This window comes from Paenibacillus sp. FSL H8-0332, from assembly GCF_037963835.1.
GTDB lineage: Bacteria > Bacillota > Bacilli > Paenibacillales > Paenibacillaceae > Paenibacillus_AQ > Paenibacillus_AQ rhizoplanae.
This window is the reverse complement of record NZ_CP150145.1, coordinates 7,418,064-7,433,883: the sequence shown is the minus strand read 5'-3', so window position 1 is coordinate 7,433,883 and position 15,820 is coordinate 7,418,064. Positions and strand designations below refer to the sequence as shown.

The following is a 15,820-nucleotide window of genomic DNA, read 5'->3' as shown; positions in this document are numbered from 1 at the left end:
GAGTAAAGGGCTGGATTAACCAGCCCCTCCTCATCAAACCGTACGTGAGGTTTTCCCTCATACGGCTTTCCGATGTTTGTCATTCATGAGCATGCAGATCACAATAGCGTTTTTAGTCCATTCATGTTGGCTATATACTTGACTTCAGATAGTGAACTCATCCATCTTCTGCGCTGTCTCTTCTTCGCGTACCACCGGGTTAATCGCTGCAGAATATACCAGTCTAGCTTAGCTAATCTCTTTTGGCTGTAGTTCGTGTAGTAATAATTTCTCCATCCTTGTATCTTCGGATTGAGCCATTTCACGTGTTCCGCAAACGATTTAGATCGCATGCCGGGCGGTGCTAATCTATCTTTGACCACGCCTCGAATACGTTCCTCTGCCTTCTTCGTTAGCCACTGCTGGGTGGTATAGTACACCTTCCCTTGAGAGGTTTCTGCTTTCGTTTTTCGGTGGTGCATTCCTAAGAAGTCGAATCCTTCCTCTCCTGTCCACAGGCCTACAATGCGAGTTTTGACCGGGTGTAAGGTTAACTCTAGACGTTCCATAATCCTGCTTATGAGCTCATAAGCATGTTCGGCGTCCTTTTTGGTTTTACAGACCACCACCAGGTCGTCTGCATACCTTGTCAGTTCTCCCAACCCCCTTCCGTATTTCTCCCATAGTCGGTCAAAGTAATTCAGATAGATATTCGCCAGTAGCGGTGAAATCACCCCACCTTGCGGTGTGCCTAAATCGGAACGCCTTACGTTTCCTTCTTCCATCACACCCGCTTGAAGCCACTTCCGTATTAATTTCAGGATTCGCCTGTCATTGATACGCATTTGTACCAATTTCATAAGTTTCTCCTGGTTAATGTTGTCGAAGTAGCCTTGGATATCGACGTCGACTACCCAATTCCCTTTGCGGTTGCAGGCTTTCCGGATTCGATCCAGCGCTCCTTTCGCACTTCGCTTCGGGCGAAATCCGAAGGATACTTCTTCGAAGTCTGCTTCAAAGATCGGTTCAATCACGAGTTTCGTTGCCATCTGTATGACTCGGTCGCGCACCGTCGGGATACCCAGCGGTCTTTGTTTCCCGTCTTTCTTTGGGATATAGTGCCGCCGTACGGGCTCTGGATCGTAGCTACCTGCTTTCAATTCTCGCTCACAGTCCTTCAGGAACCGTATTTCTCCTTGTGCTTCAATATCTGCGAGCGTCACGGCATCTACTCCAGCCGCTCCCTTGTTTGCCTTAACTCGTCTCCAGGCTTCACTCAGCACATCCCAGCGATAGACTTTGTCGTACAGCGCATGGAATTTACGCTTGTTGTTCTCCTTGGCCGCATGACCTAGCTTTTCTTGGAGTTCTTGAACTTTTTCTTTGGGTGTCGTTAGCCGGTTGGCATTCACTCACTCGTACCTCCTCCAAAAGCGTAAACAAAGCAGGGCTCCTTCCCTCCCTAAGGTTATGTTGTCCTTAGGTTCTTCGGTACTACGAGCCCCTCGGACTCCCTTCCCACAGACGGTTCATTTCGTCTTTTGGACTTATAGAGCGCCTATTTACGGGTTTCTAAAAAAAAAAAAACCCCCGTGTGGGGGAGGGTCTCCCCAGTTCACTGCATTATCTTTCAACCCATGCCGATCCCTATACCCCGGAGGATTCTTCACTGTTGTTCCAAGTTCTGTACAGCTTCCTTGGCCTTCGTCCATGAAAGCGGGACTCGGCTTCCTCTCTTCCCCTTCGCAGGGCCTTTTTGACGACGCGGCAGGATTCACTTGATGTTACGGCCTGGGTTGTTGCTCGCCCAGTCTCTGACCGGTACTTTTGTCGATGCGCTTTTACACACAGATTTCGCCATGCGCAAGCATCCTAGCTACAAGAGTGGCTTGGCCCCTCTCTTGGTTGGACTTGCACCAACTAGATAATGCGTGCCTCTGGGCACGCCTATCAAAAAAGACACCCGCAGGTGTCTTTTTAACTTTTTAATATAATTGCTTCATTATTCGGCCTCTTTGGTTCGGTCTATCACTGTGAAGAAGAAAGGTTCACTCTCTTTCATTAGTAGGCCAGCAACCGTCGCTTGATATTGTGTATTGGGAGTAAGTCTACTATACCAGTAGGAGGCTTGTTCACCGAACATAAAAAACTCTCCAATTATATTACCATCCTTGGTCTTAAGAAAGAAATGCGATTCGCCGGATAGACCAGGAACATAAACATCTAGCTTAGTCCTGTCACCATAGACCACACCAACCACCGTAGGTGTGGGAGTAACTGGTTTACTGGCTACTACGACCTCAACAGGCTTACTAGGGAGTTTCTCGTATCCCTTGGCGGTTACATATAGAGTTTCTCCGGCAACAAGTTGCGAATTAAGATACATCCAAAAATTTTTAGAGGATGGGCCGAAATTCTTTGACAGCCCCAAAATAGTTCCGTCTGCACGTCTGACAATGATGTCCGAGTCTCCATCAGATGTGCCATAGATTTCCCTATCATATTCATAAACAACTTTCGTAACGACCGGTTGCGCTGTTACAGCCGTAGGTGCTAGAACAGTAATGTAGGCAGGCTCGCTCTTTCTTTTATCTCTCGCCTGAGCATAGACCTTCAGCTTCTCACCAGCATGGAAAAGCGGGGAATTAGAATTACCAAGATAGATATCAAACATGCTACCATAGCTACTAGCTATCCCAATTATTGTTCCATCTTCCCTGGTTAATGTAATATCAGCAGAAGATTCTTCTGTGGTGCCTCTGATCCTATTGGTATCGTCATACACCACGCTGGTCACTACCGGCGCCTTAGTCTGCGGTCGTTCGAATACCTTCACCTCAAACCGCTGGCTTGTCCAACCGCGATCTGTGTATAAGGTCACAAATAATTTATCATTAGCCTTCAGATGCAGATCCGGATTATAGTTATATAGATCAATGTCAAAGAACGTATCGTATTTACTGGTAAGGGTGTAAAGTTGCTCCCCGTTCTCCAGCTCGATCTTAACACTGAAAGGCACACCCAAACCTTTGACACTGCCGCTAATATAAGGCAAATCTGTATAAGTAATTGGCTTAACCTCAGCTTCAGGCAGCTTCTGTATAACTGTGAGGTCTGGCAGAACCAGATTTTCGCCTGATTTTACAGTAAATTCATCTGTATAATAGGTGTACGGGGAGAGAGGGATAAGTACAACATAAGTCCCCGGCATCACATTGTCAAAAGCGAACTCTCCGCCTTTTCCAACGATAGCCGTATAAGTCGCCCGAGTATCCTTAACTCCTCTTAGATAGATATGAAGGTTGTAGGCAGGAAGAGGCTTATTCTCCGTGTAAGGCTGAGCAAACAAACGTCCAGTCACAGTCACATTAGCCTTAGGCACAGTAATCGCCTCAGATAACATGGGGGTTCCACCTTTATAAGACAAGGAGTATACCGCCAGTTGCTCAGCCTCGCTAATTGCTATCGAAGGAATCGTTAGCTTCACTGTAGTTTTATTATCAAGCAGCGTAACCAAAGTTACCTCAACCTTATGAAATTCGCCGCGATTGACCTGTTCGAGAACTGCGAAATCAGCAGCATCCGGCAGGCTATCCAGGTTCCGGTTAAATACGACTTCAACCATACCATTGGCCGCGGTAATTCCAGTTACAGCCAATGCTGGTACAGGAGTAGACCCGTTCCCGCCGCCATTACCCGGATCAGGTGTACCGCCGCCACTACCACCACCTGGGCCAGGATTAGAGGAGCCTCCACCGCCGCCGCCAGACGCAGGTGCAGCAGGCTGTTGTTCTTTTGGCAGCTTAGGATCAGGAACGCCTTCCGACAATACAACGCCTTTGACTTTACCCTCGCCGGAAATCTTCAGCTTACTCTTCATTTCAAGCTTTTCAATAACAACATTCTTGCTGAAATTCAGGGTAGGAATCACCAGGTTTTCTTGGATAAGCAAATTAGCTACGCTGCCTGAGCGAACATTGAACTCTTTGAGGCTGCCGCCTACAGAAACCTTCTTAAAGTCCCCGGCAAGCACCACTGTGCGCTCTGATGAAGATGTCTGGGCATCAGGAAGCACGGTTACATTCACAAAACCATCGCCGGTAAGATCCTTCTCCTCAATAACAGCGCTGGATAGAATCTGTACGTCCTGCACAACGCTTGTACCCTCAGCTACAATTCTCACCGCATGATTCAGCCTATTCACAGATACCGTGTTTAGTTTGCTGTTCCGGATATGAATACTGTTGCTGCCTCCGCCTTCAATACGTGTTACGCCGTCTACTTGAACTTGTTCAAGGTAGGCGTTCCCATCTGCCACCTCTTTAGCAATGACGAGGTCACCCCGGATATGCATATTGCGGAGCGTGACATTGGAAGCTGTAATTCTCACATTATGCTGTACTGTGCTAACTGCGGCCTCGCCAAATGTACCTGCCTGATCATAGACCATTGTGCTCGACGCCAGCGCCTTCTTAATGACCACTACAGTCTCGGCACGGGTCATATTGCGCTGCGGTTGGAAGGTTTCATCCGAATTCTTGCTCATAATCCCCTTGTCCAAAAGATACCCTACGGCAGGCTTGCTCCAAGCAGGGATGAGATTTGCGTCCTGTACTGAGACTGAGGCCGTTGCCCCTGTACTGTCAAAGCCTAGTATTCTGGAGATTATAACAGCAGTTTCCTGTCTTGTGATCTGCTTATCAGGACGGAAGGTATTGTCGCTGAATCCGCTGATATATCCTTGAGCGGTAGCTTTCTGCACTTCTATGTACGCAAAATTCGCCGGCTTCAGATCCTTGAAGCTGATAGCCTTCGTATCCGAATACTTAAACGCTCTGTTCACGAGTGTTACGAACTCACCTCTGGATACTTCTGCCCCCGGCCGGAAGGTATGATCAGGATAGCCGGTAATGAGTCCTTGATCCAACCACTGCTGAATATCGGATTCCGCCCAGTGTCCTTTGATGTCCGCCATTTGCTTGGCATCGGCGTAACTCCGTGTAAATGGTAGAAGAACAAATAATAAGACGATGAAGCAAGTATTTCTTAATAAACGATGGATAGCCAAGAGATTAGGTCACTCCCCAATAGAATTAGCACTGGGACTAAAGTCATGATTTTTCACTCCAAACTCAGTACTTCAGGGTAATTCTACATGCATATCCGTTTCCCTTTTTTTCACTGTAAAATATTTCACGACAATTAAATAGAATTCACAATTTGTATATTTTCAGACCATCTGCCCCCAAAGACAGCCCCGGGTTGTTCAAATATATTCAGCAGAACTCCATACCCGCACAAGCCGCCCCCCAGGTTCTGAGTAAAATAAAGTAAATAGAACAGTGAGGTGAATGACGAATGGCGAATTCAACAAAGCTCCGCAAGCGGGCACAGCAGCTGAAAGGCCAGCCGGTCTGCATCACTTTGCATAATGGGCGTTCCTATGTAGGGTGGATTACAGACCTGAACCAGGAGGCAGTGATTCTGTCCAGACCCAGCACGCGTAAGGGGCCACCCTCGAAACGGAAATCCTCTTCAGCTGCGCGCAGAGCAGAGGTATCCAGCTTCATGCCTCTACTCGGCTCGCTGATGGGCGGGGGAGGCGGAGCGGCCGGTATCGGCGGGGGTCTCGGACGGTTCATGGGCATGTTCGGAATGGTGCAGAAGGCTATGCCGGTGATGAAGATGGGCTACAACATGATCAAATCGATCCGGCCTTTTCTGGGCGGGCTCAAGGGCTTAATGGGCTAACACTTATATTTTCAAAAAAACGGATGTGCCGCCATTTCGCATGGGCACATCCGTTTTGGTGTGGAGCTTCTTACGCCGCCGCTGTCCGCACGGTCTCCGGTCTATTTTTTGACCACCTTGAAGTTATCCTCCAGCAGCAGCCAATTCTGCGGAAAAGGCAGGCCCAGCTTCCAGTAGCTGATGCCCCGCAGCCCCAGCTCCTTGATCAAATCGAACTTGGCCTGAATCGAGCGGGCATCCTCAAACCATACCTTATGCTGCCGCCCCTCGTCATCGGTGTAATTGAAATGCGGCGCCTGGGCTCTATAGTCATATTGAATGGCTGCATTCCTGTTCCTTGCCAGATCAATGGCCGCCTGCGGACTGAGCGCTTTGGCATATTGTCCACCTGCTACAAAAGGCAACGTCCAATCATAACCGTACAGATTCTGGCCCATCATGATTTTACTGGCGGGCATCTCGCTTGCTGCATAGGTCAACACCTGACGGACAGGCCCGATCGGCGAGACAGGCATCGCCGGCCCCCCGCTGTAGCCCCATTCATACGTCATAATAATGACGAAGTCAGCCACCTCGCCGTGGACCTTGTAGTCATGCGCCGTATACCAGGCCCCAACCTGTGACGCACTTGTCTTGGGGGCAAGGGCGGTGGACAGCAGGAAGCCCTCCTTGTGAATGACCTCTGCCGCTTTCCGCAGAAAAGTATTGTAAGCTTCACGGTCCTCCGGCCGGAGAAACTCCAGATCAAAGTGGATATCCCGGAAGTTCAGCCGCTTCGCTTCCGCAATGATGTTCTCAAGCAGCCGATCCTGAACCTCCTGATCGTTCAAAATGATGCGCCCGAGCTCGGAGCTGAACTGGGCATCCTCCAGATTCGTCACGACCATCATCAGCGTCACCTGATGATCTGCGGCAATGGAGGCGAGACCGTCCAGAGGCGGCGGCACCAGTGTTCCATCCCGTTTGATCCGGAAGCTGAACGGTGCGAGATACGTCAGCTCAGGAGCAGCCTCACGCGCAGCATTCTGCAGCGGCTGGGAGACACCCTCCCCCCGGGGCTCCACATAAGCGTTCACTTCCGCCTGCCGCCTGGGTCCAGGAGGAAGGTATAGACGGAGCCCGACCTGTAGCGGCTGATTCAGCGTCAGCCCGTTCACCTCCGCCAGCTCGCTTGCCTTCAGGCCGAACCGCTTGGCGATGCTGTAGTAGCTGTCGCCCGGCTGCACCCAATAATACTGTCCGGCAATCGGGATTACCAGCGCCTGCCCTGCCACCAGGCTTCCCGGCGCAGAGAGCTGATTCGCCTCAGTTATAGTATCAGTGCTTACTCCGTAGGCCTGTGAAATGCCATACAGCGTCTGGCCCGGCTGCACTACATGTATTTGCATACGTTCCTGCCATCCCTTCATAGTAGCCGTTTTATCTCTATTTTATTCGGCGGCCGTGCGGGTATGCGGAATTAGGCGGATATCAGGATAACCCCTTAGCATGTAAATTCTTGTATTTGCAAAAAAAGACACCCCGGAGGGTGCCATGATGCTGTTGCTATGAATGGTTGAGATACTATGGCTGCTGATGCTATACCTGCTTGAATTCAATCCATTCAATCTGCAGGCCAGGCTTGACGAAGTCCAGCTTCAGCTCATACCGTCCGGCTTCCAGCTCAACCTTGACCAGCTTCTGTCTGATCCACCGGCCTTCCGTCCCGTTCGTCTGAATGGTGGTTACCGCTTGTCCATTCAGAGTCAGGTTGCAGGCGCTCTGCGCAAGCTCAGGCTCAGGAGACATGATGCTGACAATAATGCGGTATTGACCCGCTTCATCTGCCTGAATGTAAGTCGGGCCAGACACCGCTGGAGTTACCTGTGCGTTCTCGCTCAGAACCTGTACATGCTCAGCCGCGATAGCCGGATCAGCCTTGAACGTATCGACCGCTTCAATAATCTCATGCTTTCTGGAGAATACAGGTGCCTTCATAATAAACTCACAGATGTTGATTGCCGAACGTTGAAGCTCCCCGCGGGTAAGCGTACCGTTCTCCAGTGATGCGATCGTATTGTCATCGTAAGCGTTCACTTCAGCCCCGTAATTGCTGACGACCATGTACAGATCGTTCTGAGCACGGACCATCCAGTTCATATTCTTACGGTCTGCCGGCCCTCCGTTCACCACATCGTTCATGATGGCCCACCAGTCGGTCATGACGATCCCCTGGAAGCCCCATTCGCCGCGAAGCAGCGTGGTGTTGAGGTCATAGTTGGAGGCCGCCCAATGCCCGTTCACCGGGTTGTAGGAGGTCATGATCGAATTGGCTCCGCCCTGCTTGACTGCGATTTCGAAGCCCTTCAGGTAGATCTCACGCAGCGCGCGTTCCGATACGACAGCATCAACTTTACTGCGGTGCTTCTCCTGATTGTTGCAGGCAAAATGCTTCAGCGTCGCATTAGAGCCGCCCTTCATAATTCCGCGTGTGCAGGCGGCAGCGAAGATTCCTGAGATCAGCGGATCTTCGGAGAAATATTCGAAGTTACGCCCGTTGAGCGGGCTGCGCCGGATATTCAGCCCCGGTCCCAGCAGCGCATCCACCTGGTTGCGCAATAATTCCTGGCCTTCCATAACATACAGTGCTTCCACCAGCTCTGCATTCCATGTAGCGGCCAGCAGGGTTCCAATCGATACCTGTGTTGCCTTAGCTCCACTGTCCATACGGATCCCGGAAGGGCCGTCCGCTGTAGCTGCAACCGGAATGCCGTAGCTGAACAGACTGTCGCTCACGCCCCCGAACGCCGATGCCGTACCCGGAGTGACCAGCGGGCTGCTCATTCCTTCGCCCCGGACAATCGCCGCCAAATCCTGGTCGCTTAACTGGGCAATGAAGGTGCTCATGCTAACTTTTCCGTCATGGACATCTCTCAGGGTATATCCCTGATTGCCAGTCTGCGGAAGCTGCTGCGGCAGATTGCGTTCAATCCGCTCCGCCAGATCTACCTTGCGCGTTGGCACCTCGGAGGAGACAAGCTCATACGAACCGTCTGCCTTGCGGGCACCCGGCTTCATCCGCATGAAGCTCTCGGTAGGCGCCATAGCCTCTTGCAGCTGTTCCACGACCTTAAGCTCATCCAGCACATAGCCTTCTTGTCCATCCAGAAGCACTGCTGATACCGCTTTGACACTAGTTCCTGCATAGAAGCGGTAGGTTCCGGCTTCCAGCACATAAGCAGAAGGATACCCTGTCACACCGGCGTCATCGTAGGAAGCCACGGAATGGAGCGGGAAGCTTACAATAAGGCGCTGAGACTCACCAGGCTCCAGCAGCTTAGTCTTAGTGAAGGCTGCCAGCGCTTTGGCCGGTTGACCCAGCTGTCCTTGCGGCGCTTCAACGTACACCTGCACCACTTCTTTTCCCGCATAAGCTGCTCCCGTATTCGTTACGGTTACACCAATTTCAATCTGTGGCTCGCCCGCCAGGTTCACCAGCTTCGCTTCCTCCGGCTCCAGCTTGAAGGTCGTGTAGGAGATCCCATAACCGAATTCATACTGAACTTTGTCGGGGCAGAAGGTCTCGAAATAACGGTAGCCCACATAGATATCTTCCTCGTACAGGTTCTTGAACTCATTGCCGTAGTTACGGGTCGACGGGTAATCCTCAATGGAATACGCGATGGTGTCCGTCAGCTTGCCGCTAGGTGTCACTTCTCCGGCCAGAACATCGGCAATTGCGTGGCCGCCTTCCATGCCTCCATGCCAGGAATAGATCACAGCAGAGATAGGATTCACATAAGCGGCATCATTCACCCAGCTCATATCTATAATGTTGGACACGTTGAGCACCACAATCGTCTGTTCAAAATGAGCCGTAACCGAGACAAGCATCGCCTTCTCATCTTCCGTCAGCCGGTAGCTGCCTGCGGTATCGGCATTATCCTGATCCTCACCCGCCGTACGTCCAATAACCACAACCGCTTTGGCTGACTGGCTTCGTGCTTGCTTCACCAGCTCGTCCGTAAGCGGCATTTCCTTCTGGTTCCACGGCTCCGCAGCCCATACCTTGCCGCCGTCATCGAACGGGTTAAGCCCGATCCAGGCCTCGTAGGCTGCAGCCAGCTCTTCATTCACGCTAATGTTCTTCTTGCTGCGCAGTCCATCCAGCAGATTCGTCGTATATGCAACGTGAACGCTACCGCCCGATCCTGTACCGCTGCGGTAGTAATTCACCTGTATTCTGCCAAAAACAGCAACGCTCTCACCGTTACCCAGCGGGAGCACCTGTCCCTCATTCTTCAGCAGTACCGCACCTTCTGCGGCTACCGTCCGGCTAAATTCTGCAAAACCCTCTAACGGCACTCCAATGTTCTGTGTACTCAATTGGTTTCCTCCTGTATGTTCATTTCCCATGCTGTGGGTTGATTCTATAGATAACGCCCTCCCAATAGGGATGTACGTTACCTTGAATCTGTATGGTCCTTCATATAGCATATCCTTCTAAGGATATAAGCTCCAGCCATATTATTCAAGCACCGCTTGCCGGATTGCCGGGATGCGCATCTGTCTGCATAAATTTTTTTAGTGAAAAAGACAATACTAAAATAAAAAGACACCTGTGCGGGCGTCTTTCAAGCCTGTTCCTATGCAATCCGCTCCGCCTGAAGAGATACGGCCGGATCTTCTATTTATTTTATCTGCGGCGGCGGCCCTTCATCATGCGGTTGTACATAATAAGAGCAGCAACGATCATACCCAGCATGGCTACACTGCCTGCCGATTCCTGCGACATGCCGAACATAAGGCAAATACTTGTCACTAACTGTCTTGTCAGCAGCGCAACCGCAATCAGCATGATGGGCCGCCATATGTTATATCCTCTCACTTCAGCAACACTCCTAACCCTATTTTCAATAACCGTATGATTCCTCATTCCATGAACCATCAATTTCTATTATAGCACAAGAAGGAATGCGCATACATTTTGCAGGCGGCCAGGGAGGCGGTTTATGCTTTTGACAAGAACGTATGTTCGGTATATAATGCACTCATATGAGGGGGATTGAGACCGTGGATGTAATGGAGAAACTAGAGATTCTGACCGCTTCTGCCAAATACGATGTGGCCTGCACTTCAAGCGGTTCTGACCGCAAGGGCCAGGCCGGGACGCTCGGCAACACCTCCGCGATGGGCATCTGTCACAGCTTCGCGGCGGACGGGCGCTGTATCTCACTGCTGAAGGTGCTAATGACTAACGGTTGTGTATATGATTGTGCCTATTGCATCAACCGCAAATCTAACCCCATTCGCCGGGCAGCCTTCACCCCCGAAGAGATCGCAGATATCACCATGCAATTCTACCGCCGTAATTATATAGAAGGACTATTTCTCAGCTCAGGTATTATGCGCAATCCGGACTACACCACCGAGCAGTTAATCGCCGCACTTGAGCTGCTGCGCAATGTCTATCATTTCAACGGTTATATTCATGTAAAAGCCATCCCTGGAGCAGACGAAGCCCTGCTGTCCAGACTGGGTCTGCTCGCCGACCGCATGAGCGTCAACATCGAGCTGCCCTCGCAGGAGAGTCTCGGACGCCTCGCCCCCGATAAGAGCAAGGTGTCCATCCTGAAGCCGATGGGGCTGATCACAAGCCGGATCAAGGAGAACCGCTCCGATATCGTCCGGTATAATCACGCACCCCGCTTCGCTCCGGCTGGACAGAGCACCCAAATGATCGTGGGGGCAACGCCCGATACCGATTACCAGATCCTTAATCTGACGGAAGGCTTATACCGCAAATATGCACTCAAACGTGTGTTTTTCTCTGCCTACACCCCTGTAGTAGAGGACTCCCTCCTACCCGCCCTAGACACCAAGCCGCCGCTGCTGCGGGAACACCGGCTCTATCAAGCCGATTGGCTGCTGCGCTTCTACGGCTTCAAGGCGAATGAATTATTGGATGAGGCCGTGCCGAACTTCAACCCGCTGCTGGACCCCAAATGCAGCTGGGCCGTTAACCACCGGGAGCAATTTCCCGTTGAGATCAACCGCGCCCCGTACGAAATGCTGCTGCGTGTACCCGGCATCGGCGTAAGAAGTGCACAGCGGATCGTTAAGGCCAGACGGGCCGGATCGCTAGATTTCCATGCGCTGAAGAAGCTGGGAGTGGTCCTCAAGCGTGCCCAGTTCTTCATCACCTGCAAAGACAAACCGCTGGAAGGGCTGAAGGTAAGCGAGCATACGCTGCTTCGCTCACTCATGTCCGGGCAGGAACTGGCACCTAATCAGCCGCCGCAAGTTGAGCAGTTAACCCTATTTGACGACTTCAACCTGTCAGCACTACCGGCAGCAGATGGTTGGAACCTGCTCAAGAAGGGGGCGAAGGCCTGATGTTCAAGCCGTCCGCACTGGCGTACACCTATGACGGAAGCTTCGAGGGTCTGTTGTGTTGTGTATTTGAGAGCTATGCCTGGAAGGAGATTCCGCTGGCGATTCATGCTGAGGGTGGGGAAGTAGACCTGTTGCTGGAAGCGAAATGGATTGAGACCGACAAGGACAAGGCAGCGCGGGTACTGAAGTCCCTGCCGCTGCGGATCAGCCGCGAAGCCGAGGAGCTGGTGCGTCTGGGCTTCTGGAGCTCCGCCCCCGATAAAGAAATGCTGCTGCTGAACTTCCTGTATCTTGGCTTCCGGCATGGCCGCAAGGTCATGAATATGCTGGCCGATGACACCGTTAATAGTCTGATGAAGGCCGTTCAGCAGCTCCGGCATGAAGCGCATCTGTATACAGGCTTCGTCCGCTTCTCTGTATACGGCCCGGTCATGGCTGCAGTTATTGAGCCGCAGGGCTATGTGCTTCCTGTGATTCAGGAGCACTTCTGCGACCGGTTCCAGGGGGAGAGCTTCATGATCTATGATCAGACGCACGGGGCTGCGCTGATTCATGAGCCCGGGCGGGAGGCCATCGTACCGTTAAGCGGGTGGACCCCGCCCGAGCCCGATGAGACGGAGGAAGCGTACCGCCGCTTATGGACCGGCTTCTATAATGCCATCGGCATCAAGGAGCGCCGCAACGACCGGCTGCGTTCCTCCTTAATGCCGAAGCGCTACTGGAAGCATATGGTGGAGATGAACGGGAGGGGCGGTGTGCCTGTACTTACCACGGGGCAGCGGAAAAAGGCATTGCAGCCGGAGGATTCAAGGACAGCCGGTTCCCTCCCCGCTGCTTTTAACCCCCAGTTGACAGAATTCTCCCATCTTCTTTAAGTGGGGGATGAATGGAAACGGTTTATTCTACATGGATTCTAACCGCCTAAGATGCTATAATTAAAGTATTCAGTCGTATCTTGGAAAGGTAAGTTAAATCAATGAAGTTAGATTCGAATAACCATTCAGTGTTCTCCCTTCACTTTCACCTTATTCTAGTCATCAAGTATCGTAGGAAAGTCATTACAGATCCAATATCCGAACGTCTGAAAGAGATATTTGCATACATTCAGCCTACTTACAATGTGACTTTGCAGGAATGGAATCATGACAGGGATCACGTTCATATCCTAATGAAAACTCATCCTAATACCGACATTTCTAAATTTCTCAACGCTTATAAGAGTGCATCATCTAGGCTGATCAAGAAGGAGTTTCCTACCCTCCGAGAATCACTTTGGAAAGAGGCTTTTTGGTCACGCTCCTATTGCTTGCTTACAACGGGTGGAGCGCCAATAGACGTCATTCAAAAGTACATTGAAAAACAAGGTGTGAAAGGGTGATCGCCATTGCTGAAAGCCTACAAATACCGTATCTATCCAAGCCATGGGCAACAACACTACTTCGCTAAAGTGTTCGGATGCGTTCGCTTCATCTACAACAGAATGCTTGCAGATAAAATTGAACATTACAAGCAAACGGAAACGATGCTGAGGAATACACCTGCACAATACAAAAAGGAATTCGACTGGCTGAAAGAAGTCGATAGCCTTGCCTTAGCGAATACACAGCTGAATTTAGACAAGGCTTATAAGAATTTTTATCGGGATAAGAAAACGGGATTTCCTAAATTCAAGAGCAAGAAGACGAATAATCATAGCTTCACAACGAATAACCAAAATGGAACAGTGGCTATAGAGGATGGATATCTCAAGATTCCAAAGCTAAAAACTGGCATCAAAATCAAGCTGCACCGCCCATTCGTGGGGCTGATCAAATCATGCACGATTTCAAAAACACCAACGGGAAAGTATTATGCTTCCGTATTGGTTGAAACGGATATCGTCCAGTTGCCCAAAATGCATACGAAGATTGGCGTTGATCTTGGGCTGAAAGACTTTGCTATGACTTCAAATGGCGAAATCATATCCAATCCTAAATACTTGCGTACGTCTGAAAAGCGATTAGCGAAGCTGCAAAAGGATGTATCGCGGAAGAAGAAGGGAAGCCATAACCGTCATAAGGCTAGGCTGAAAGCTGCCAAACTACATGAAAAAATAGCGAATCAGCGTAAAGACTTCTTACATAAAACGTCTGCCAAAATGATAAACGAAAACCAAGTCATCGTGATGGAAGACTTACGTGTAAAGAATATGATGCAGAATCACAAACTTGCAAAAGCGATTAGCGAGGTATCTTGGAGTAAGTTCCGTTCGATGCTTGAATATAAGGCTCAATGGTATGGCAGAGAACTTATTATTGCCCCTAAGCACTATGCAAGCAGTCAGCTTTGCTCCTGTTGCGGTTATAAGAACGCAGAGGTGAAGAATCTCGCCTTGCGAGAGTGGACTTGTCCAGAATGTAACGTGCATCATGATCGCGATGTAAACGCTGCTCAAAACCTACTGAAACTAGCAATGTGATATTGCAATGATTGGGCTAGGGACTAGCCTTTGAGCTTGGGTAAACTTGGAGCAGTAGCTTCATTGACCAAGAAGCCGCCACCTCTTAGGTGGAGGGTAGTTCACACAAATAAATACTCATACTTAACTATCTGTGATCTAAGGATTTTGGATACTCTTCCTAGTTGTTTATCATTTTGCTCTATAAATTGTAAGACAGAGGAACGGTTGATCTGAAGAGTTGTATCAAGCGCACGCGCCTGTTTTGAGAAATCTTTGCTAAATGGCTTAGCTTTAACAGTTCGTATAGCAACATCAACCGGCATGGTGAGCGGATAATCCTTGGTGTCTGATAATAGACTTAATCCATGATCAAATAAAGGACACAGCCGGTATCCCGAATCCCCATGAATGAAAGCAATATTGTTCAAGTGACGATCCTCGTTTAACAGCAGGGCATCGAGCGGGAGCATAATCGAGAAGTACTCCAAAGTATCCAGATGTATTGCGTTGCGAATAAATTCAACTATAAACAGTACAGCATCGTGAGTGCTCCGGTCACGGGTAATCTCTTCAAAGCGAATCCCATAGCTTTCAAGGACACGCTGTAAAGTAATAAGACTTTCTCCGGGCATGAGGAAGTCTTCCGAATAACATCCCGGATAATCAGTAGTATCCTCTTCTCTCAAAATGCATTGACTATAAGGAACTATTAACTGGGGATCAATATTGGAACACTTAATAATTTCGTACGAAGCCCATTCCGCTAAGCCCTCGTAGCCAAACTTATTGGCCTTTGCCCATACGTTTCCCATTTTCCATTTCATTTGATCGCCCTTGCTGCTACTAATAAAGGTCCGACGAGATTCCTTGTTCAATTGCATAACGGGGATGGACATCCGTACAATTCAGCTCCTCACCAGAGAATCTAATCCAGACATAATCATCATATAGAACGCCATGTGTCTTTTTCACGATATCGGTAGGAACATATTCCTGCAGTCCCATAGATTGTAGGATTTTATCAATGTGGTGCCGGGTGCGTGGTACACAGCGGGACTCGAAATAATCGAGCACATCGCTCACAAGTACCTTTGATTTTCCTGGAAAAGGAAGGAATACCGGCTCCACCGTATCATCTTGCCATACTTCCACAGTCTGGTTCATATAGTGGAGTTTAACCTTAGCAATAACACGGTCATGCTCCAGCACCTCGAACTGGAGAGGAGGGGCTATGAACTTGTTAATATCCATCATCGTCAGCCTCCTGAACACTTC

At 50.0% G+C, this 15,820-nt stretch carries 12 protein-coding genes; 5 read left to right on the top strand and 7 right to left on the bottom strand.

The window, feature by feature from the left end; all coding sequences use genetic code 11:
- Positions 1-98: 98 nt before the first annotated feature.
- Both ltrA and NST43_RS32595 read right to left on the bottom strand, forming a co-directional pair.
- Positions 99-1,391 carry a group II intron reverse transcriptase/maturase gene (ltrA, locus tag NST43_RS32600; protein ID WP_339221615.1) on the bottom strand — a complete coding sequence of 431 codons (1,293 nt, stop codon included), beginning with the start codon at positions 1,389-1,391 and terminating at the stop codon, positions 99-101.
- A gap of 590 nt (positions 1,392-1,981) precedes the next feature.
- A complete protein-coding gene (locus NST43_RS32595) occupies positions 1,982-5,047 on the bottom strand; it encodes an S-layer homology domain-containing protein (RefSeq protein WP_339221614.1) in 3,066 nt (1,021 codons plus the stop codon).
- A 290-nt stretch (positions 5,048-5,337) separates the two neighbouring features.
- Here NST43_RS32595 and NST43_RS32590 point away from each other — a divergent pair, with 290 nt between their 5' ends.
- The gene (locus NST43_RS32590; protein WP_339221612.1) at positions 5,338-5,730 is read left to right on the top strand and encodes a hypothetical protein; all 393 of its coding nucleotides are present in this window, start codon (positions 5,338-5,340) and stop codon (positions 5,728-5,730) included.
- A 101-nt stretch (positions 5,731-5,831) separates the two neighbouring features.
- Here the strand turns inward: NST43_RS32590 and NST43_RS32585 are convergent, their stop codons facing one another.
- The 3 genes from NST43_RS32585 to NST43_RS32575 all read right to left on the bottom strand — a co-directional run bounded on the left by NST43_RS32585 (position 5,832) and on the right by NST43_RS32575 (position 10,597).
- Positions 5,832-7,118 carry a glycoside hydrolase family 18 protein gene (locus NST43_RS32585; protein WP_339221610.1) on the bottom strand — a complete coding sequence of 429 codons (1,287 nt, stop codon included), beginning with the start codon at positions 7,116-7,118 and terminating at the stop codon, positions 5,832-5,834.
- Positions 7,119-7,308: 190 nt separating this feature from the next.
- A complete protein-coding gene (locus NST43_RS32580) occupies positions 7,309-10,095 on the bottom strand; it encodes a glycoside hydrolase family 3 C-terminal domain-containing protein (RefSeq protein WP_339221609.1) in 2,787 nt (928 codons plus the stop codon).
- Between the two features lie 310 nt (positions 10,096-10,405).
- Positions 10,406-10,597, bottom strand: coding sequence for a hypothetical protein (locus NST43_RS32575; RefSeq protein WP_036726332.1), 192 nt, complete (start codon positions 10,595-10,597; stop codon positions 10,406-10,408).
- Between the two features lie 194 nt (positions 10,598-10,791).
- On the opposite strand from NST43_RS32575, the gene NST43_RS32570 reads away from it, so the two are divergent.
- The 4 genes from NST43_RS32570 to tnpB all read left to right on the top strand — a co-directional run bounded on the left by NST43_RS32570 (position 10,792) and on the right by tnpB (position 14,563).
- Positions 10,792-12,105: a putative DNA modification/repair radical SAM protein gene (locus tag NST43_RS32570; protein WP_339221604.1), complete on the top strand. Its 1,314-nt coding sequence runs from the start codon at positions 10,792-10,794 to the stop codon at positions 12,103-12,105.
- Positions 12,105-12,980 (top strand): TIGR03915 family putative DNA repair protein, encoded by an 876-nt coding sequence (locus tag NST43_RS32565; protein WP_339221602.1) that lies wholly within the window; start codon positions 12,105-12,107, stop codon positions 12,978-12,980. Before NST43_RS32570 ends, NST43_RS32565 begins: the two co-directional genes overlap by 1 nt.
- Positions 12,981-13,081: 101 nt before the next feature.
- Positions 13,082-13,483 carry an IS200/IS605 family transposase gene (tnpA, locus tag NST43_RS32560; protein ID WP_339221601.1) on the top strand — a complete coding sequence of 134 codons (402 nt, stop codon included), beginning with the start codon at positions 13,082-13,084 and terminating at the stop codon, positions 13,481-13,483.
- A 6-nt stretch (positions 13,484-13,489) separates the two neighbouring features.
- Positions 13,490-14,563 (top strand): IS200/IS605 family element RNA-guided endonuclease TnpB, encoded by a 1,074-nt coding sequence (gene tnpB, locus NST43_RS32555; RefSeq protein WP_339221599.1) that lies wholly within the window; start codon positions 13,490-13,492, stop codon positions 14,561-14,563.
- Positions 14,564-14,664: 101 nt separating this feature from the next.
- Here tnpB and NST43_RS32550 read toward each other — a convergent pair whose 3' ends face one another.
- Positions 14,665-15,426, bottom strand: a complete 762-nt coding sequence (locus NST43_RS32550; RefSeq protein WP_339221597.1) for a HipA domain-containing protein — start codon at positions 15,424-15,426, stop codon at positions 14,665-14,667.
- On the bottom strand, positions 15,389-15,799 hold the full coding sequence (locus NST43_RS32545) for a hypothetical protein (RefSeq protein WP_339221595.1): 411 nt from the start codon (positions 15,797-15,799) through the stop codon (positions 15,389-15,391). Before NST43_RS32545 ends, NST43_RS32550 begins: the two co-directional genes overlap by 38 nt.
- Positions 15,800-15,820: the final 21 nt, after the last annotated feature.

Coding starts and splice junctions, on each gene's coding strand:
- NST43_RS32565 (WP_339221602.1), top strand. CDS start 12,105: ATGTTCAAGCCGTCCGCACTGGCGTACACCTATGACGGAAGCTTCGAG.
- NST43_RS32585 (WP_339221610.1), bottom strand. CDS start 7,118: ATGCAAATACATGTAGTGCAGCCGGGCCAGACGCTGTATGGCATTTCA.
- NST43_RS32545 (WP_339221595.1), bottom strand. CDS start 15,799: ATGATGGATATTAACAAGTTCATAGCCCCTCCTCTCCAGTTCGAGGTG.
- NST43_RS32590 (WP_339221612.1), top strand. CDS start 5,338: ATGGCGAATTCAACAAAGCTCCGCAAGCGGGCACAGCAGCTGAAAGGC.
- NST43_RS32570 (WP_339221604.1), top strand. CDS start 10,792: ATGGAGAAACTAGAGATTCTGACCGCTTCTGCCAAATACGATGTGGCC.
- NST43_RS32550 (WP_339221597.1), bottom strand. CDS start 15,426: ATGCAATTGAACAAGGAATCTCGTCGGACCTTTATTAGTAGCAGCAAG.
- tnpA (WP_339221601.1), top strand. CDS start 13,082: ATGAAGTTAGATTCGAATAACCATTCAGTGTTCTCCCTTCACTTTCAC.